This is a genomic window from Methanosarcina siciliae T4/M, from assembly GCF_000970085.1.
Lineage (GTDB): Archaea > Halobacteriota > Methanosarcinia > Methanosarcinales > Methanosarcinaceae > Methanosarcina > Methanosarcina siciliae.
This window is the reverse complement of the sequence record NZ_CP009506.1, coordinates 3,452,012-3,471,456: the sequence shown is the minus strand read 5'-3', so window position 1 is coordinate 3,471,456 and position 19,445 is coordinate 3,452,012. Positions and strand designations below refer to the sequence as shown.

The window sequence follows — 19,445 nt, the reverse complement described above, 5'->3', positions numbered from 1 at the left end:
ATTTTCGCTATGCTATTAACAGTGGCAGTGGTTATTTCGTTACTTTCAGCCACTGCATATGCCTGCAATCCTGCGGCGGAAAACTGCACCATCACTGCGACCATCAATCATACGTCGGAAAACTCATCCCATGCGGATAAAGAAGAAACAGCAGTTTCGTTGTTCGCAGGGGGCTGCGGAACGGAGTCAGACCCATACCAGATTACAACAGCAGAGCAGCTTAATCGGGTACGATGCTTTCCGGATAAGCACTTTATCCTGACCGCAGATATTGATCTCTCCGGCTACGAGAACTGGGAACCTATCGGTACTTTTAAGCCTTTGTCCGACGACCCGAAGGATGAAGAGACCCCGGATCCGGAAGCAGCCTTTACCGGTACTTTTAACGGCAACGGGTATACCATTTCTAACCTGACCATCAATCAGCCTGCAGGCACGGCGGTTGGTTTATTCGGGTGCGCCGTCGGCGATGAGAAAAATCCAAGCTCCATATCCAACCTGACAGTGGAAAATGCAGATGTGACCGGATACGCTTTTGTGGGGGGCATGCTCGGCGTTCAGTATTTGAACGGAAACCTGGAAGGCCTAAGTCTGACCGGCGATCAAAATACGGTTAGGGGCAACACCAACGTAGGCGGAATTACAGGCGGCAGCCTGAGTGATATGAAAGACTGCAACGCTGCGGCGGACATCGTGCTCCGGGGCGATGGCGCGAACCACGCGGGTGTTTTGAGCGGCGGCCTGGAGGACGGTTCGTTGCTCAACTGCACGGCGACGGGAGGTACGGTGACAGTGAAAGGAGACAATCGTTATGGAGTGGGCGGACTGGCCGGCTGCGTAATTGAGGGAGCGGCGGTCACCAACTGCCATGCTGATGATGTTTCCATTACAGCTTGTGGTAAAAACAATTCCATGATAGGGGGGTTATTGGGGCATACGGGAGCCTCTGACGCGGAGCACCCCACCCGGGTGACGGGCTGCTCGGCTGATGTCACCATTATCGTGTCAGACAGTACGAGCAGGGTAGGCGGACTGGTGGGAAGCGGGTTTTACCTGGAGCAATACAAGGAGTATTACCCCACACCGACTATGTATGGGCTCGTGAACTGCAGCACTTCGGGTAGCATTACCGGCGGCTCTGAATCCATAGGCAGCATCGCGGGCTATGCCTACGATTCCACCGTGGAAAATTGTACCAGCACTATGACCATAAACTGCGTGTCAGAGAATGCACCTCAGGTAGGGAAGGAAGAAACAGGAGTGGTGCCCCCAACAACCGGGATATTGGTAGTAGCGCATGGCTCACCGGAAGATGAGTGGAACCAGCCGGTGCGGGATGCCGTAGAAGCTATTGATTGTCCGTATCCGGTAGAATTGGGTTTCCTGGAGTTTGTTGAAGGTGAAGATATCGGGACTGCAGTTGCCAGTCTGGAAGAACAGGGTGTTGAACACATTATCACCGTGCCGATATTTGTGGCCTCGGCTTCGGGTCATATTGAAGAAATCAAATACATACTGGGAATTCCCAGTTCCATTACGGAAGAAGAAGCAATTGAGGAAGGGCTGGAAGTAGTTTCGCACAATGCCGAGATTGAAATGACATCGGCCCTGGATGACCATCCATTGGTAGCGGAAATTTTAGATGACCGTATTGCAACGGTTAGCCAGCAGGCAGATCAGGAAATCGTGGTACTGGTCGCTCATGGGACCTCGGACGCGGAAGACCTGGCAGTCTGGAAAAATAACCTGGAATCTTTAGGGCAACAGCTTAAAGAGAACTATCAATTTTTGGATGTAGATTACGGCTTTGTGGCTATGGGTGAACCGAATGCCAGGGCAGTGGTAGAAGCGCAGCAAGCGGAAAATCCCGGAGCTTCCGTTATTGTTATGCCGGTGATGCTTTCCGAAGGCACATTCACAGGCACTACGATTCCTGAAGTTCTAACCGGATTAACTTATGTATATCCGGAGGAAGGACAGCGTTCTTTACTGCCCCATGATAAAATTTCTCAGTTGATTGTTGCCCGTGCCTATGATTCCATCGGAGTTTTTGCGGGTGGAAACGGAACAACTGAATCCCCCTATCAGATCGCAACAGCGGAACAGCTTGACCAGGTGCGCAACTATCTGGTTAAAGACTTCGTTTTAACGGCGGACATCGACCTCTCCGGCTATGAAAACTGGGAGCCCATCGGTACTTTCCAGCCTTTGTCCGACGACCCGGAAGATGAAGAGACGCCGGATCCGGAACTGGCCTTTACCGGCACCTTTAACGGCAACGGATATACCATTTCCAACCTGACCATCGATCAGCCGGAGGGCATGTCGGTTGGTTTATTCGGGTGTGTTGCCGGGAAGCAGGAAGGCCCCATTCACATATACGATCTAACTCTGGAAAATGTGGATGTGACCGGAAACTTTTGTGTCGGCGGAGTAGTTGGTTTTCAGTATGCGGACAGTATCCTGGAGAATATAACTCTTACTGGCGATAACAGAGTTCAGGGTAACATTTATGTGGGTGGCATTTTAGGAGGCAGCGATATAGGCGGAGGTTCTGCGGAGCTGAAAAACTGCAACGCTGCAGCGAATATCGTACTCTTGGGCGATGCCGCCAATTCCGCAGGTGTTTTAGGCGGTGCCCTGAACGCTTGTTCAGTTATCGACTGCACTGCGACAGGCACTGTGACAGCGGAAGGAGAAGATTATTTTGCGCTGGGAGGGCTGATCGGTGGTGCATTTGAAGGAATCGAAGTCATAAACTGCCATGCCGATGATGTTTCCATTACAGCTTGCGGTAAAAACAATACCATGGTCGGCGGGCTTCTTGGCTATGCTGGGACCTATGGTAAGCAACTCCCAACCCAGGTAACAGAGTGCTCGGCAAATGTCACTATCGCAGTGTTGAACAGCACTGAGCGTGTAGGTGGTCTTGTCGGCGGCAGCTTCTATCATGAGTTGGCTGCAGAAGCTAGGCCGGTGCCTGCGCGCTATGCGATCAACAGCTGTAACACCTCGGGTAGCATCACTGGCGGTGGAAACGAAGTAGGAAGCATCGCGGGCTATGCCTACGATTCCACTGTGGAAAATTGTACCAGCACCATGACATGGAATGATGGCGTTCTTGAACAGATTGGCTACGCTGTAAATGAAGAGCAGACTGACGATATAGGAATATTAGTAGTAGCCCATGGGTCAGATGAAAATTGGAACCAGCGCGTACGCGAATCAGTAGCCGAGGTTGAAGTACCTTATCCAGTAGAATTAGGCTTTTTGGATGCGGAAACAGAAAACATAGCCATGGCCGTGCAGGCACTGGAGGAAAAGGGAGTGAAACGAATTGTGGCTGTTCCTATATTCGTTTGTTCTGCTTCTAGCCACATGGAAGAAATAAAATACATGCTCGGTTTACCCAGCTCTCTGGACGATGCAGCAGCACAAGAAGAAGGTTTGGAAAGAATCGAAAAAACCGCCACTGTGGAATTGACTTCCGCTTTAGATGATCATTTATTGATTGCCGAAATTCTCGATGAAAGATTGAAAAACCTTAGCCAGGATGCTGAGAATGAAATAGTGGTTCTGGTTGCTCACGGTACATCTAATCCGGAAAATTTAGCTGTCTGGAAAGAAAAGATGGCATCCCTGGGGGATAAACTGCAGCAAATACAGGGCTTCAAGCAAGTACATTACGGATTTGTGGGAGCTGGAACACCCAACATAAGAACCGTGGTCGAAGAGGTAAAAAAGAATAATCCTGACTGCACAGTTATAGTAATGCCGGTTATGTTGAGTGAAGGAGTTTATACTGACAGTAAAATACCCACCAGCCTGGAGGGTATAACCTATCTGTACCCCGAAGCCGGACAAAGGGCACTATTGCCTCATGCCAACGTGGCCCAATATATTGCATTTCGTGCCAATGATGCGATTATCGGAGACATAAAAATGCAGGAATCAGGACAGACACATGTAATCCAGTATTCTGATGTTGCTCTGGAGGAAGGAGGAAAGGTTTGTGTTTGTGGTTCCTTTGCTTATCGGGCTATGCAGGAAGCGCTTGGGGTTTTGAGCCCTGGAGCTGTTGCTGAGCGCAGTCGTTTTACAGCAGTCGGACCAAGCTCAGAAGGCACTGAAGCGGCACTGCAAACCATACTGGGTACCGCTGGATATCGTCTGGAAGAACGGCTTCATAATGGAGATTATTATAGTTATCAGATTACTGATCATGAAAGTGGCAGGACATTAACAGTAAAGGCGCGTCCCGAGGTATTTCCGGAGAACTTCTATGCCTTAAAAAACAAGGTTAAAAATAATACCGCAAGCTCTGAGGAAAAAAAGACCTTTCAAGCTCTCCGGGCTCAAGTAGTGGAAAAATTGCGCTGGGAAGATTCCGATAACTTGTTAATCATAGGGGAAAGCACCGTCTTTGAGGGCGGCAGCGGCATGGAGTCCGATCCGTACCGGATCTCAACAGCGGGACAGCTTGACCGGGTGCGCAACTATCTGGATAAAGACTTCGTTTTAACGGCGAACATCGACCTCTCCGGCTACGAGAACTGGGAGCCCATCGGTATTTTCCAGCCTTTGTCTGACGACCCGGAGGATGAAGAGACGCCGGATCCGGAACTAGCCTTTACCGGCACCTTTAACGGCAACGGATACACCATTTCCAACCTGACTATCGATCAGCCGGAAGGGATGTCGGTTGGTTTATTCGGGTGCGCTGTCGGAGACGGGGAAAATCCAAGCTCCATATACGACCTGAAAGTGGAAAATGTGAACGTGACCGGAAACTTTTTGGTAGGTGGCGTAATCGGATTCCAGGCTCTGGATTGCGTCCTGGAGAATGTAACTTTGACTGGCATTAATACAGTCCAGGGCTATCAGGCAACAGGTGGCATAACTGGCGGTACCTTTGGAGATCTTATTGGCTGTGACGCTGTGGCGGATATTGTGGTCCTGGGCGACGGCTGTTGCGCAGGTGTTATACTCGGCGGACAGGAAGGGAACTCTGCTGTCCGGGATTGCACGGCGACAGGCACGATAACGGCAGAAGGAGACAATTGCTTTGGCCTGGGCGGACTGGCTGGCAACGCTGGCTACGCCCGGGAAGGAGCCGAGGTCACAAACTGCCATGCCGACGTTTCCATCATGGTTTTAGGTGAAAACAATACCCTGGTAGGGGGACTTCTGGGCTTTACGGGTACCTTTGGTGATGATGCCCCCGCAGAGATAAAGGGGTGCTCGGCGAATGTCAACATCACAGTGGTGAACAGCACTGAGCTCATAGGAGGTCTTGTCGGTGGGAGCTTTTATCATGAGTTTTATGCAGATGAGAGGCCGGTACCTTCATCCTATGCAATTGCGGATTCTACCTCTTCGGGCAGCATTACCGGTGGGAGTTCTACAGTGGGTAGCATCGCGGGATACGCCTACGATTCCACCATTGAAAACTGCACCAGTACCCTGGCCATCAACGGCGCATCCGATGCGCCCCAGATAGGGAAGGAAGAAACAGGAGGTGAGTCAGGAGGCGAGTCCGGAGGTGAGTCCGGAGGTGAGTCCTCAACAATCGGGATACTGATAGTAGCACCAGGCTCCCCGGAAGATGAGTGGAACCAACCTATACGGGATGCCGTAGAAGCTATTGATTGTCCGTATCCTGTAGAATTGGGCTTCTTAGAATTTGTTGAAGGTGAAGATATCTGGACGGCAGTTGCCAGTATGGAAGAGCAGGGTGTTGAACGCATTATCACCGTGCCGATATTTGTGACCTATGTTTCGGGCCATATTGAAGAAATCAAGTAACTATTCGGGGTATAAGTTAGCGGCGCTCCCCAGAGCGCCGCTATAATACCCTCTAAAACAGGCACCCCGTTCTTTCTGAATGTAGAAATGTACACTCTAATTCTGCAGAAGGCTTGTGACCCATGTGTTTTCTGAAAATTCCCGATATTTTTTGCTGTAGTTTCACCATCCTGACATCTCTTTCTGCTTGATTTTTCTCAAACGGAACTTTTAAATCTGTGAGGAATTTAAGAGCCTTTTCTATCTCAGAGTCTTTTCTTTGGGTTCTATAAACCTGTCCAGCAGATTTCTTGCCTTGGTTTTTGGTTTCTTTCCACGTTTTCCTTACTTTTCAGGATTTCATCCCAGTGAGCAATTCATTCATTTCTTTAGCCTACTACTGCTTATAGTTCTCTTCAATAATGCTTTCAAAAAACTCTAAATTCTCAAAGCATTCTTTGTCGGCTCTAATGTCCTGCAGGTTGCGTGTTCGATGGCCTGGATATCAAAGACTGCCACGCTGAAGTCAAGATAAGGACGCCAGAAGAAGACCATTCATGTGCGTTTTTTAGGGGGGTGCGAGCATATCTTATTGCTTGAAATGAAATGCCAAAATAACTTTTATTTGTATATACAAAATGATTTGTTATTACTAATATTATTTTCTATTCAGATTATATTTCATATATTAGAATAATTTTCGTATATACGAAAATTATAAATAGTTCCCGGTACATTACAGGTATGTGGAAAAGATTAGTAAGCCAAAATAAATTTTTGCAACATAGAAAATGGCTGAATAATACGGGAAACCGAATACGATGGGAATATGGGAGTCCGCCGGTGCTTAACCAAAAAACACCATTTAAAGCTTGGCGGGATTTAAACCAAATAGATATAATATTTTCAGGAAAAAGGAGGTGAAACTAGACTGAGGAAATAAGAATTGGTGAACTATTAAACAGAAACTTAACTCCTAAATTGCATCTCACAAAAAGCTAAAAACTGATACTTCAAAATCAAAAATATGAGAATACGAATTCCAAAAGAAGGTTAACTGAAAAAGTCACAAAAGACACACTTTTGGCAATGTCCGGTTTAGATGTAAAGTTCCAAGTCCCAAAGTTCCAAGTGCCGGAAATTGTTTGGTCAAAAAGTTCCACACATTAAGAAATAAAAGAACAGAATTAAAATATAATATACGGGATCTACAGCAAACTCACGACACTGCCATAGCTTATATTAAAAGAAGTTAACCAGGAGGTTTGAACTCTCGGGGCGTATGATAAAACTCGACAAACACGAAGCGGAGTTCAAAAGCAAGGAACATCTCTAAACTGAGTGCTGGCAAATCTACCGCAATGGATAACATACGAGATCACAACTAAGAAGAAATGCAGGTATATAACACTTTAAGACAACAGGTTACAAATTCCAGGCTTTTGAACTCCTCCGACCAACGGGAAGGAAGAGCAGGATAGAGACGCCTCCGCTAACTTTGAAAAACTCCCGAAAATATCTGTCCTGTATTCCTTTTCCGTGAAAAATGCGTGCTTATATGTGAAAAGCAAATTGTGTTCAGGAATGGCCATTTAATGTGCAGATCCCAGGAATTCTCTGCCACTGAATCCTATGCTATTGTTACCCATTCAACCATATTAATTCCTGACTGTAAAATCTTTAGGAAGAACTGTAATCCTAATAATCCAAAATGGTGGTGTAAAATGGAATACGAACTTGAAGAAGTCGAGCGAGATTACATAGAATTCAGAAAAGAAATGGGAGAGGAATAATGCAAAAAGAATGAAAAAACGGTTCGAACATATCCACTTTTCTAAACCCCTTTTCTTATTCCTGGAATGAGAATAACTCCCCATTCCAACGAAATCATGAGGTCTATAGATATCATCTGCAAAATTATCTATTAATAGTAATATGATAGCGCTTTTCTTGAAAATATGTAGCTTTTATTATTTCCTCATCAGAAATATCTCCTAATTCTTCAGGTATAACCACCAATTTGTCGTCATCTTCTTCTGATCTGCATATGATAGCCACGCACTTGCCATCGAATTCTTCAAGCGGCTCATTAACTCCCATAACATATGCATCAATTTCTTCCCCGTCTCCGCTTACCGTATTCGGCACAAAACCATAATTGATTTCATATCTAAATCCATATCTGGGATGAAAACTGCCCAGGGGCCGATCCATTTCAATATGAACGATTTTGTTCAGATATTCTTTCGTATTTTTAATCATTTATTAGACCTGCATATGTTGGTACATGGATAACCATCGTGTACCAAATTGTTTGAAGGCTCAAATTTTATTTTTATGTTTTTGAATCTTTCCAGATCTAAATTTGCTTTTACCGGACAACAATCATCTATCTCTTCAATGCTTCCATTATGCAAATATGCACGAGGCACCCAGCCTTGCATATCTTCCGGAACTCACAATTGTTAAAATCAGCCTTAGAGGGATTGAAACGTGATTGCAGGCATAACCCCTTTAAGAAAAATATGGCCAAATATAAACCTAAACTCGGTTTCAGATTTGTACTCAATTTCTCTTTTAAAGTTGGAATGCTTTTTTACTCCCGTTTTTATTGTAATGAACTTATTTATAATTATTAGAGTTAGTTGTCTAGAATTATTACACACAGTATTACACACAAAGGCAATAGGAAAAAACATATTTAGCCAAAAAAGAATGTAAAAATTCAAATAGGCTGCCCAAAGGAAAAGTTTGTAAATGATATTTTCATATAAAATATTTTAAAAATTAATACCTCTAAATATTTCTGCTCAAAAAGTAAATTAATTTAGTTACTTTTTGTACATTTTTCTACATTTTTCCCCATACAGAAGAATCTTTTCCAAACTGTTGGCGAAGCTCATAAGGATGGTATCTATAGAATATAAATACTAGGACAGTAATTAATAACCTCTGGAGTTGATGTAACACAGAACTAAAAAAGTTGCTTGATTGAAATTTATCGCTGAGACTTTGCCTGCATCTTACCAGGACTTCAGGCAAAGTTTCCAACGACAAATTCAGACTAAAGTATTTTACCATTACTACGGTAAAATGACTACACATGTATTACTATGGTAGTATGGTGAATTCTGCTACTTAAACATTGCCATAATAATCTCATAATATGTCATAATAATCTTATTATATGCTATAATCATCTTATAATTACGGGATTAGATGCATGTTTGAGTAAATGATGAAGTACTTTATCTGTTTTTGAACGATGCTTACCTTAAATAGTAAAGAATCTACACGAACATGAGTCTAAACTTAATAATTTCAATAATAGTAGACTTGAAATTAGCATCGCTTAGTGATATTGATTTGATGTCATCTATCTTAGAATATCTCATCATAATCGCTACCCCTATAATTTTTTCATTTCTACGATGTAAAAAATCTTAATTCAGAGACTTTTCTAGGTCTCTATTTTTTGTCAGTTAATTTGTAAAAACCAAAGAATTCTATCTAGTTCCATAAATCAAATCTTTTTACATTTTTCTACTCAAAAAAACCAGGATTGATCGAAATGAATTCAGGAAATAACAAACCGAACACTGAAAAAACTCCACATAGAATGGAAGTTGTGATAGGTTCACGTATATCTGAATATAAAATAAGTTATAATCCTACCAGTAAAGATGCAGATTTACAATTCTTGAAGAGCATGGCACACTCGTTTCAGGAATCCGCTTACAGATGCCAGATAGAAAACGCATTACCTGATGGGAAATCCAATATGTTAGGAATCCCAATGGTTGTAAATTTAGCTTTTTCTGCAGAACTTTACCTTAAGTATATAATAACTGTAAAAGGTGAGCCTTCTTGGGGGCATGACTTAAAAGAACTATATGATAACCTAAAACCAGAGATTCAAACTAAAATTATTATTGCGGCTGGATACAAGGACTCGGAATTCAGAGAGTTGCTTGAAAAAAACAAGGATGTATTTAAGAAATGGCGTTATTTATTCGAAAAAGGCGAACCTGCTAGTTCAGATGTTGGATTCATGGATTGTTTTGTGTGCGCTCTCGAAGCCTTTGCAAACCGATTAAAGACTTAATAATTAATCAGAAAGGCGGATTTTGTGTCTGGCAATAACAAGAATTAAACCATGTAATTGCAAAAACACAAGCCTGCCCTCATTGAGGCTGCATTTACAGAGTTTTGTATAACCAGTACTTTGTATAACTCTATTCGATTATACAGGTTATACAAAACCGAAAAATCACATCAAAACTCTTACATGATACCGAAAAACCAGTGTTCTGTTTATTTTTTACTCTGAGACCCATATTTTAATTTTGGAATCCTCTAAAAGTTCTTTTATCTCCATTCTTTTTCCCCCTGTTTAGTATATGTATAGCCAAAAAAGTTAAGACAGCTACACTTATATGTCTTTCCTGCATAACTAAATATAGTCATCGAAATATATTCGGTACGTAAAAAAGGGTTCGAGTTTTATGACAACGGAAAGAGATGAAGACTATCTGAAAATTATTGCATCAATTGTAGAAGAAAAAGGGTACGCTAAAGTTAAAGATGTAGCAAAAGAGCTGGAACTCGGCCCTTCAACTGTGACAGGTATGTTCAAAAAACTGGATAAGGAAGGTTACATAAATTATGAAAAGTACGGTGGAGTAACCCTTACCGAGAAAGGAACGGAAATTGCCAGAAAGACGAGGGAAAAATACAGCATGCTAAAGGATTTTCTTATGCATTTGGGGCTCGATGAAAAAACAGCAGAAGAAGACGCATGCAAGATTGAACATATCCTGAACCCAAAAACGGCGCGGGCATTAAAAAAATTCATAGAATTTACGGATAAAGAAGATGAATCAAGAATCTGGATAGAACATTTCAGATATTTTGTTCAGACAGGGGAATATATAAGCTGCTCCCCTGAAAATAGGGATAAATGCCCTGTTCATGGTAAAGGAAACTAAGTGATTTCTGTCCGGAACTCAACTCTTCACAAAATATAATCAAACAGTTCCTGTTAGAAGGAACTGCGACATCCCTTTCAATTCAGGATTCCTATTCCCGTACCCTTTTCACTGTAAAAATTAACTTATACTTTCCAGGCAAATACGATCCGTGACCCGTCTTTCATGTCAAGTGCCCGGAAGACTTCAAGCCCGTAATTGCCCAGCATTTCTATATATTCGGAAAAGGGGACACTGTTTTCGAAACTGTATCCTGACCCTCCTTTCTTTACATCCTCAAAGGTCCAGAGGTTCCAATCAAGGCTGAGCAGAGGGCTGGACTTCATTTTTTCATCAGGGACCTGCCGGGTTACAAAAACGCCTCCGGGGTTGAGAGCTTCGGAAATCTTCGGGATAAGGGAAGGCACTTTCCCCCCGGGATTAAAGGAAGAAAAGATAAGGTCATACCCGCTTCCGATTTCATCAGTAAAGAAGTCTCCGGGAATTATGTCCACATTTGAGGCTCCATACTTTTCTATGAAATATTTTGTCTTGTGCGTAACCGGAGGGAGGTCAAAAACAAAAGCCTGAAGTCCTTCATTCAACTTAGAAAAAACGATCGCATAAAGCCCGTGTCCTCCCCCGAGGTCCAGCAGCTTTTTGACATTTGTAAAATCTACATGTTCCAGCACAACCCTGATCGTGTCCTGCAGCAGTCCACAGTGCGCATTTTCAGCCATGCAGTGGACTACCTCTCCGAAGAAATGACCTTTCTCGACAATCTCAGGCCCCTTCATCATAATCTCCGGAAGCCGGGTCCAGAGTTCAGCATTCCTGAGCCTTTCGGCAAGGTAATGCTGCTGGGAAAAAGGAGAGTTTTCCAGAAGATACGTTGCACTCAGTTCCGAGACCAGGTACACTGCCCCCACATTCATTCCTCCTGAATCGGGGTTCGGGTTTTCAGTACCGACTTCGGATTCGTCTTTTTCCCGCATCTGCGCATTTACGTCCTCATGTATCCCTTCCTCAAACCTGTCAAGGAGCCCGAGGCTGTGCAGAGACTCGCAGAAGTGAGGCATGAGCACCGGATCACAGCCAAGTTTTTCGGCCAGGACCCCTGCTGGTAAAGGAACTTTAAGAGCTTCGAATACCCCAAGTTCAATAGCTGCAGCAATGAGCCTGAACTCCCTCAGACCCCTAACAGAAGAATCAACAAGCTTGAAAAATCTTTCCGGGTCTATATCGGGCTTTTCCAGCAAGTCAAAAAATGATTCCGTTTGATTTTCGTTATTTTCCATACCATTTCTCCTATTCCCATATATTTCTTTGATTCATTACTTCTTTACCTATCTCTCTGATTCGACAGTAAATTTACAGTTTATAAAATGTAAAGTAAACAGGGTAATATGAATTCGTTGAGCGGTAAACAGTTTCATGGAAGCAGTTTCACAGTAAAGATCAATTCAAACCTTTTTCGACCCTCCTATTTTTAAAGGAATAAATGAAAGAGATCAAAACCGGAAATCAAACCGGAGAAATTCAAGCCATTAAAGGGATTCCAGAGATCTCGATTAACTGTGTTGAGCCAAACCTAGATAATCTATATTTCAAAATGATAATTCCCGATGCATTTGCCCCTAAAATTACTATTTTACCAAAATATCATGACATTTGATAAGATAAAAGATTTTTCTTATAGCAAGGGCAGTAAACGCTGTGAACGGGAGATGTTATATTCAGGACATCAGATCTTAGGAATCAGGCATAATTAATGTATTGGAAAAACTCCATAGATCATTTCTATCTGTTAGTTTCTTACAGTGTTACAGTGCCCTCAGCAATCTCCAAATTCTGGCTATATAATTCTGGCTATATTTTGATCTGTTCTCTTTTCACTCCTTCATTATTCCTCACTAATTGAAAGACAATTTGCAAGACCACTCTTCTGCGTCTAGCATGAAAATGGCCCCGTTCAAGCCCCGAAGTTTCACTTCTTTTTTGTAAACACCATCCTTGACCCCTCTTTCAGGTCCAGGATCCTGAATACTTCAAGCCCGTAATCCCCCAGCATCCCGATATATTCATTGAAAGGAACGCTGTTTTCAAAGCAGTATCCAGTACCTCCTTTCTTTGTGTCTTCAAAGGTCCAGAGGTTCCAGTCCAGGCTGAAGAGAGGGTCAAATTCGGTATTTTCGTCAGGGACCTGCAGGGTTACGAAAAAACCCCCCTCGTTCAGGGCTGAAGCGATTTTCGGAATAAGTTCGGGAGCCTTGCCGCCAGGGTTAAAGGACGAGAAGACCATGTCGTACCCGGTACCGAGTTCGTCCTTAAAGAAGTCTCCGGGAATTACGTCCACATTGGAAGCCCCGTATTTTTCAATATACTGCTTCGTTTTTATGGTTACAGGGGGAAGGTCGAATACAAAGGCTTCTAACTGCTCGTTCATTTTTGCAAAAGCAATGGAATAAAGTCCGTGTCCTCCTCCCATGTCCAGGAGTCTTCTGACCTTTCCCAGATCAACGCTTTCCATAACCGTACATACAGCTTCCTGGAGCAGGCCACAACGGGTGTTTTCAGCCATGCAACTTATAATCCCCCAGAAAAAAGGACCTTTATCTACAACTACCGGCCCCTGCTTAATAAGCTCAGGCAAACGGGTCCAGAGGGCAGCATTTCTGGACATTTCGGAAAGATATTGATGCTGAGAAAAAGGACTTTCCTTTAGGAGATAAGTAGCGGTAAGTTCCGAATTCACATACCGGGGCAAAACCGGGCTTTTTCCGGCTTTTTCCTCGCCCTCTTTTTCCTTCCCCTCTTCCTCAGCTACCTCCTCAACCCTGTCCAGCATCCCGAGCCTGACAAGAGCTTCACAGAAATGAGGGACTAACACCGGATCAAAACCCATTTTTTCGGCAAGTTCCCCTGCCCGAAGGGGGGTTTTCAGAGCTTCAAAAACTTCAAGTTCAAGAGCCGTACCGATCAACCTGTACTCTTTCAGTCCCCTGGTCGAGTTTTCCATGGTCTTGACGAGACGGTCCGAATCCACAGCTGGAGTTTCCATTAATTCGTTCTTTACTTTCATGTTCAATCTCCTTTTACACTTTCTTTTTTACGCTTTCTTTTCGTCTTTTCATTGAATGTAATTGCTAGCATGTAACTGCCAGATATGAAAGAATCAATTGGAAATCAATCGGAAACCGATGGTAGCAAATCGGAAATCAATTGGAAACTAATCGGAAATCAATTGGAGATTACCTGAAATCAATTATTTTTCCCTCTTCCATAACCGCGATCTCATCGCTCATCCACTTTACAACTTCCATATCATGTGAGATAAAAAGGAAACTGATCCCGTAGTTTTCCTGAAGGCTTTTCAGCAGGGAAAGGATCTGGGCCTGGACAAGCGGGTCAAGCATGGATGTGGGTTCATCCGCAACTATGAACTCAGGTTTCATGCCAAGGACTCTGGCTATTGCAATTCTCTGGAGCTGACCTCCGCTCAACTCCCGGGGATAGCGGAAAAGCAGTTCTTCACTCAGGGAAACTGCTTCGATAAGCTCCTGCACCCGTCCTTTTTCTTCGTCCCTTTCACAAAGCCTGTGAAGCCGCAGGGGTTCTGCAATGGCCTCATAGACCTTCATCCTCGGGTTCAGGCAGGATTCCGAGTTCTGAAAAATAATCTGCATTCTGATCCCCAGATTTTTCAGGGCACTGCCTTTAAAGCCCGAGATATCCTGCCCTTCGAAAAGGACTCGCCCCGAAGTAGGCTCAAGCAGCCTTAAAACCGTTCTCCCGAGCGTAGATTTTCCGCAGCCGCTCTTTCCGACAAGCCCTAGAGTTTCTCCTCTTTCGAGCTCAAAACTGACCCCGTCAACTGCCTTATGGACCTCTTTTTTGAACAATCCTGAATAATAGTACTTTTTCAGGTCCTCTACCTTCAACAGTTTCATGCTTCCTCCTCCACATACGAGGGAGCAGATTGTTCGGTAAGGGAAGACCGGGGAGCAGTTTCCTTTCTCCTGCCCATTTCGGAGAGAAAGCAACGGGTAAGGTGCTCATCACAAAATCCTCGAAGTGCCGGGTGGACCTGTGAACAGACCTCAAGCCGGAAGCTGCAACGGGGATGATACCTGCATCCCTGAGGAAGAGAAAGGAGACCCGGAGCCTGCCCTGAAACGGTCCTGAACCCCTTTCCGGGAAGCGAATGCAGCAGGTCAAGGGTATAGGGATGTTTGGGGTTGGAAATTACCTCAGCTGCCTTTCCGACTTCAACAATTTCTCCGGCATACATGACTGCAATTCTATCAACAAAGCTGCCGGCAAGCTCCAGGTCATGCGTGATAAGGAGCATGGAAGCATTTTCCCGCCGTATAAGCCCGTCAATAAGCTCTGCAATCTGCACCTTCGTGTCCGTGTCGAGTCCCTTTGTAGGTTCATCTGCTATCAGGAGTCCGGGCCTGAGGGCAAGTCCTATTGCAACCATAACTCTCTGCAGCATCCCGCCGCTGAACTGGTGCGGGTAGTCATGCCCTCTCAAAGAGTTTATTCCCACAAGCTCAAGCATTTCTCCGGCTTTCTCTTCTGCTTCTTTTTTTCCCACGCCTTCATGGTAGCGGTAAATTTCTGCAATCTGCCTTCCTGTAGAAAGGACAGGGTTGAGACAGGCTGAAGGGTTCTGGAACATGATTCCGATTTCCTTTCCCCTGAAAAGTCTCATTTTTTTTTCGGGGAGGGAAAGAAGATCCGTGTCCCTGTAAACTATTTTTCCTTCAATTTTCGCGTTACCTGAGAGCAGCCTCAAAATGGCCTTTCCCAGAGTGGTTTTTCCACACCCTGTCTCCCCGATAAGCCCCAGGGTCTCCCCCTCCCTTATCTCAAGGGAAATACCCTCATTGGCTTTTAGAGGTCCTTTTGAGGTTTTAAAAGTAACATTCAGGTACTCTATTGAAAGAAGAGGAGAACTCACCTTGCCAGCACCTCCTGATCTGCAGGCTGTCCAAGTCTTTCCCTCAAACCGTCCCCTGCAAAATTGAACGCAAAGACCGTGAAAATGATCATCAAGCCCGGGAAAAATGTGAGATGGGGAGCTGTGAATAGGTATGGGATCCCGGCTTTGAGCATGGAGCCCCATTCCGGAACAGGAGGCTGGATTCCCAGTCCGAGAAAACTCAGGGCCGAAGCAAAGATAATAACGTGCGCAATTTCAAGGGTTCCAAGCACGATTACGGGATCCATGCAGTTCGGGAGGATATGTTTTCTCATTATGTAGAAGCTTGAAGGTCTCAAAGCCCTTGCAGCCTCCACAAAAGCCCTCTTCCTGAGAGACAGCACCTGTCCGCGCACGAGCCTGGCGTAAGCAGGCCACTGGGTAAAAACAAGGGCTAGGACTACACTTGAAAAGCCAGGACCCATCAGCCCTGCAATCACAAGGGCAAGGATGATGTTGGGAAAAGCCATCACGATATCTACTCCTCTCATTATGGCTTCATCCAGCATGCCACCCCTGTACCCGGAAAGCAGCCCCAGGGATGTGCCTGCAATGGATGTTACCGCAACTACAAGAAGACCGATACCCAGAGAAATGCGTGTGCCGTAGATAACCCTTGAAAAAATGCAGCGCCCCAATTCATCGGTCCCGAAAGGATATTCCAGAGAAGGAGAAAGAAGCCTGCTGTCAAGTCTCTGGGCAAGGGGGTCGTGCGGAGCAAGGTTTGGGGCAAATAGGGCCAGAACGCAGAGGACGGTGATAAGCAGGATACCCGAGACTGCAAGTCTGTTCTTCCTGAATTCCCCGAAACTCAACCTTTTTTCAGCCAGGTATGCCTTTTCAGTTCTCACGGTTCTTTCAATCAGATCGGTCATATCTTATCCTCGGGTCAAGCACTGCATACAGGATATCGACTACAAGGCTGGAGAGGGAAAAGAGCACGGCAATAAAGAGGACACAGCCCTGGACCATGGAAAAGTCCCTCGCAAAAATCGAGTCGACAAGAAGTTTTCCAATGCCTGGCCAGGAAAAGATGCTTTCCACAATCACGGCCCCCCCCAGAAGGTATCCGAACTGCATTCCTGCAAATGTAATAACCGGGAGCAAAGCATTTTTCAGGGCATGCCGGAAAAGGACGGTGCGCTCGTCAAAGCCCCTGGCCCGGGCAGCCAGGATGTAATCCTGCCCCAGTACTTCCAGCAGGCTTGCCCGGGTGAGCCTTGCAGTAACCGCAGCCATTGAGCTGCCAAGGGTGAGAGCAGGAAGTACAAAGTGTTCCAGGCCTCCGTACCCGAAACTTGGGAAGAGGTGGAGGGTCAGGGCAAAAAGCCAGATCAGAAGAAGCCCAAGCCAGAAGTTCGGAACGGAAACCCCTACCAGAGAAACAAACATACAGCCGCTGTCAAGCAGGGTGTTTTTTCTGAGTGCGCCCAGGACTCCAGTGGGCAGGGCGATCAGCAGGGAAACCAGCAGGCTGACAATTGCAAGTTCTGCAGTTGCAGGTAGTTTCTGGAGGATTTCAGTAAGGACATCTTCGGAAGTCACAAGCGATTTTCCGAAGTCCAGCCGGAGCAGGTGCCCCATCCATATGAGGTACTGCATATGCACGGGAGCATCAAGCCCTTCTGCATCGCTCAGGGTTTCAATCTGGCTGGCACTCAGGTCGTCTCCGTACCTTGCAAGGGCGATAACCTCGGCAGGGTCGCCGGGAGCAAGGTACATCGCAGAAAAAGCTACAAGCGTAACTCCTGCGATTACGACGGAAACCATTGCCAGACGTTTTGCTATGTACTTCCACATGGGCATCTTCCGGGCTTTGCACCTTACGTTCTTTCCAGGTAGACCCCTGAAAGGTTCAGCCAGGGGTCTTCGGAACTTATGACATACCCGTTTACCGCAGGTCCGGTTGCAACGATCTTTTCCTCATGTACAAGGTAAAAAGCCGGAACTTCATCGATCACAAAAACCTGCAGGGAATGATAGAGCTCTTCCTGCTCCTGCGAATCAAGGGTCATATCGGCTTCGTCGACGAGCTGGTCATAGGTCTCATTGTTGTAATGCGAATAGGGGTTTCCGGAATGGTGTACGAAGAAATGCCTCGGGTAAGGTCCCCAGACGAAATAACCGCTCCTGAGTATCATATCAAAGTCTCCAGCGCTTTCGAGTTTGCTTATGGCTCCGTCATCAAGCACCTGGATTTCCACATCCATTCCTATTTCCTTAAGGGCGCCCTGCACAACCTGAGCCATGGGGTTATGCCTGGCTGCCCAGACCCCTTTACTTACTACAAGGGTCACATGCAGGGGTTCTCCATCCTTTTCTGCAATCCCGTCCCCATCAGCATCTTTCCATCCGGCTTCCTCAAGGAGAGCCTTTGCCTTATCAAGGTCCGGGGTATATGTCTCAAGGTCAGGGTCCGAGTACATCATTACAGGGGAATAGGCCCTTCCGCCTGCCGGCTCCCCGATACCTTCAAGCACTTCGTTTACGAGAGTCTCGGTATCGATTGTATAAGCAACACTCTGGCGTACCCTCGTATCATCGAAGGGGGACTTTTCGCAGTTGAACTGCAGGAAGTCCGTAAAGGTCGTGAGTTTCCTGTGTATCCGGATTCCCTCTTCAGCTTCGAGCCTTGCGACATCGTACTCAGGAACCTTGATGATCATGTCCACCTCTCCGGTCTCAAGGGCAATTACCCGCGTAGCGGCCTCCGGGATTACTTTGAACGTAACCTTATCAAGCAACGGCTTTTCTCCCCAGTAGGCTTCGTTTTTTGTGAGCACTATTTCCTGGTCCTTTGCCTGCGATTCAAACTCGAAAGGCCCGGTCCCAACGGGTTTGACAAAATTCCCTTCGGCATCAAGGCAGCTCGGACCCATTACAGGCCAGGCTACGTGGGTCAGGTAAAAAGGCAGAGGCATGGGTTTTGCCAGGACGAATTGCACGGTATGGTCGTCAAGAGCTTCCACACTCTGGACCGGTCTTAAAACGGCCTGCCTTACATAGGACTGGTTGGAGTAAGAGAAAACAACCGAATCCGCATTAAAAGGAGTCCCGTCATGGAAAGTCACATTTTCACGCAGGTGGAAGATCCAGGTTTTGCCGTCATCAGAACTTTCCCAGGACTCCGCAAGCCCGGGGATAACGTTCAGGTCCGAATCAAGCCTCACAAGGGTTTCATAGACCTGAGCCCAGACAAAACGTGCGTCTCCCGATGCAAACATATCAAGGTACCAGCTGTTGACATCCGTACCTACACCCACCACAAGGTCCTGAGAGCCTTCTCCGGACTCCGCACCTTCTGCAGTCCCTTCCGTTTCTTTATCTGTACAGGCGCTTGCTCCGATTACAACAAGCAGCATAAAAATGACCAAAATGAACTTAAAAACCCGATTCATAGACAATCCTCATTTTTTGTGGGAATAATTCAACAAACCGGAGGAATTCAAGCCATTAAAAAGACTCCAGATGCCCCGGTTAACCGTGCTCAAGCTACCTTGCAGCTCGTTTATTTCAACCTGCTAATTCTCTATGCATTTACATGTTTATTATTATTTTTTTAGAAAATTATAACATTTGATATGATAAAAGATTTTTCTTATAGCAAAACAGGTAAACACTGTGAACAGAAGGTGTTACACCAGAAAAATAAGACAGTAGTAATTAGGCGGTAGAAATCAGTTGTTAAAAATCATGCATTAGAAGAG

At 45.3% G+C, this 19,445-nt stretch carries 13 protein-coding genes and 1 pseudogene; 5 read left to right on the top strand and 9 right to left on the bottom strand.

The window, feature by feature from the left end; translation table 11 throughout:
* Window positions 1-21 precede the first annotated feature (21 nt).
* Entirely contained in the window at window positions 22-5,805 is a 5,784-nt protein-coding gene (locus MSSIT_RS21390) for a sirohydrochlorin chelatase (protein ID WP_052721666.1), read from the top strand.
* A 52-nt stretch (window positions 5,806-5,857) separates the two neighbouring features.
* Here the strand turns inward: MSSIT_RS21390 and MSSIT_RS23520 are convergent.
* Window positions 5,858-6,052 (bottom strand): annotated as a pseudogene (locus MSSIT_RS23520) (IS66 family transposase); the annotation flags it as partial.
* A 1,282-nt stretch (window positions 6,053-7,334) separates the two neighbouring features.
* Here MSSIT_RS23520 and MSSIT_RS14455 point away from each other — a divergent pair.
* The gene (locus MSSIT_RS14455) at window positions 7,335-7,577 is read left to right on the top strand and encodes a hypothetical protein (protein ID WP_156158867.1); all 243 of its coding nucleotides are present in this window, start codon (window positions 7,335-7,337) and stop codon (window positions 7,575-7,577) included.
* A 124-nt stretch (window positions 7,578-7,701) separates the two neighbouring features.
* Here the strand turns inward: MSSIT_RS14455 and MSSIT_RS14450 are convergent, their stop codons facing one another.
* Window positions 7,702-8,046, bottom strand: coding sequence for an inorganic diphosphatase (locus MSSIT_RS14450; protein ID WP_048173267.1), 345 nt, complete (start codon window positions 8,044-8,046; stop codon window positions 7,702-7,704).
* Window positions 8,047-9,346: 1,300 nt separating this feature from the next.
* Here MSSIT_RS14450 and MSSIT_RS14445 point away from each other — a divergent pair.
* On the top strand, window positions 9,347-9,889 hold the full coding sequence (locus MSSIT_RS14445; RefSeq protein ID WP_156158866.1) for a HEPN domain-containing protein: 543 nt from the start codon (window positions 9,347-9,349) through the stop codon (window positions 9,887-9,889).
* A 400-nt stretch (window positions 9,890-10,289) separates the two neighbouring features.
* A complete protein-coding gene (locus tag MSSIT_RS14440) occupies window positions 10,290-10,772 on the top strand; it encodes a metal-dependent transcriptional regulator (protein WP_048173264.1) in 483 nt (160 codons plus the stop codon).
* A 125-nt stretch (window positions 10,773-10,897) separates the two neighbouring features.
* Here the strand turns inward: MSSIT_RS14440 and MSSIT_RS14435 are convergent, their stop codons facing one another.
* A complete protein-coding gene (locus MSSIT_RS14435; RefSeq protein ID WP_048173263.1) occupies window positions 10,898-12,049 on the bottom strand; it encodes a methyltransferase in 1,152 nt (383 codons plus the stop codon).
* Window positions 12,050-12,252: 203 nt separating this feature from the next.
* Here MSSIT_RS14435 and MSSIT_RS23515 point away from each other — a divergent pair, with 203 nt between their 5' ends.
* Window positions 12,253-12,426 carry a hypothetical protein gene (locus MSSIT_RS23515; RefSeq protein WP_156157451.1) on the top strand — a complete coding sequence of 58 codons (174 nt, stop codon included), beginning with the start codon at window positions 12,253-12,255 and terminating at the stop codon, window positions 12,424-12,426.
* Window positions 12,427-12,738: 312 nt separating this feature from the next.
* Here MSSIT_RS23515 and MSSIT_RS14430 read toward each other — a convergent pair whose 3' ends face one another.
* The 6 genes from MSSIT_RS14430 to MSSIT_RS14405 form a co-directional block, all read right to left on the bottom strand.
* Window positions 12,739-13,833, bottom strand: coding sequence for a methyltransferase (locus tag MSSIT_RS14430; RefSeq protein ID WP_048173261.1), 1,095 nt, complete (start codon window positions 13,831-13,833; stop codon window positions 12,739-12,741).
* 169 nt (window positions 13,834-14,002) lie between these two features.
* Window positions 14,003-14,701 (bottom strand): ATP-binding cassette domain-containing protein, encoded by a 699-nt coding sequence (locus MSSIT_RS14425; protein WP_048173259.1) that lies wholly within the window; start codon window positions 14,699-14,701, stop codon window positions 14,003-14,005.
* Window positions 14,698-15,717 carry an ABC transporter ATP-binding protein gene (locus MSSIT_RS14420; protein WP_231589845.1) on the bottom strand — a complete coding sequence of 340 codons (1,020 nt, stop codon included), beginning with the start codon at window positions 15,715-15,717 and terminating at the stop codon, window positions 14,698-14,700. The genes MSSIT_RS14425 and MSSIT_RS14420 overlap by 4 nt, the downstream gene beginning before the upstream one ends.
* Window positions 15,714-16,613: a nickel ABC transporter permease subunit NikC gene (nikC, locus tag MSSIT_RS14415; protein WP_048173258.1), complete on the bottom strand. Its 900-nt coding sequence runs from the start codon at window positions 16,611-16,613 to the stop codon at window positions 15,714-15,716. The genes MSSIT_RS14420 and nikC overlap by 4 nt, the downstream gene beginning before the upstream one ends.
* A complete protein-coding gene (gene nikB, locus MSSIT_RS14410) occupies window positions 16,597-17,538 on the bottom strand; it encodes a nickel ABC transporter permease (protein ID WP_048173256.1) in 942 nt (313 codons plus the stop codon). The genes nikC and nikB overlap by 17 nt, the downstream gene beginning before the upstream one ends.
* A 23-nt stretch (window positions 17,539-17,561) precedes the next feature.
* On the bottom strand, window positions 17,562-19,136 hold the full coding sequence (locus tag MSSIT_RS14405) for an ABC transporter substrate-binding protein (RefSeq protein ID WP_048173255.1): 1,575 nt from the start codon (window positions 19,134-19,136) through the stop codon (window positions 17,562-17,564).
* Window positions 19,137-19,445 lie beyond the last annotated feature (309 nt).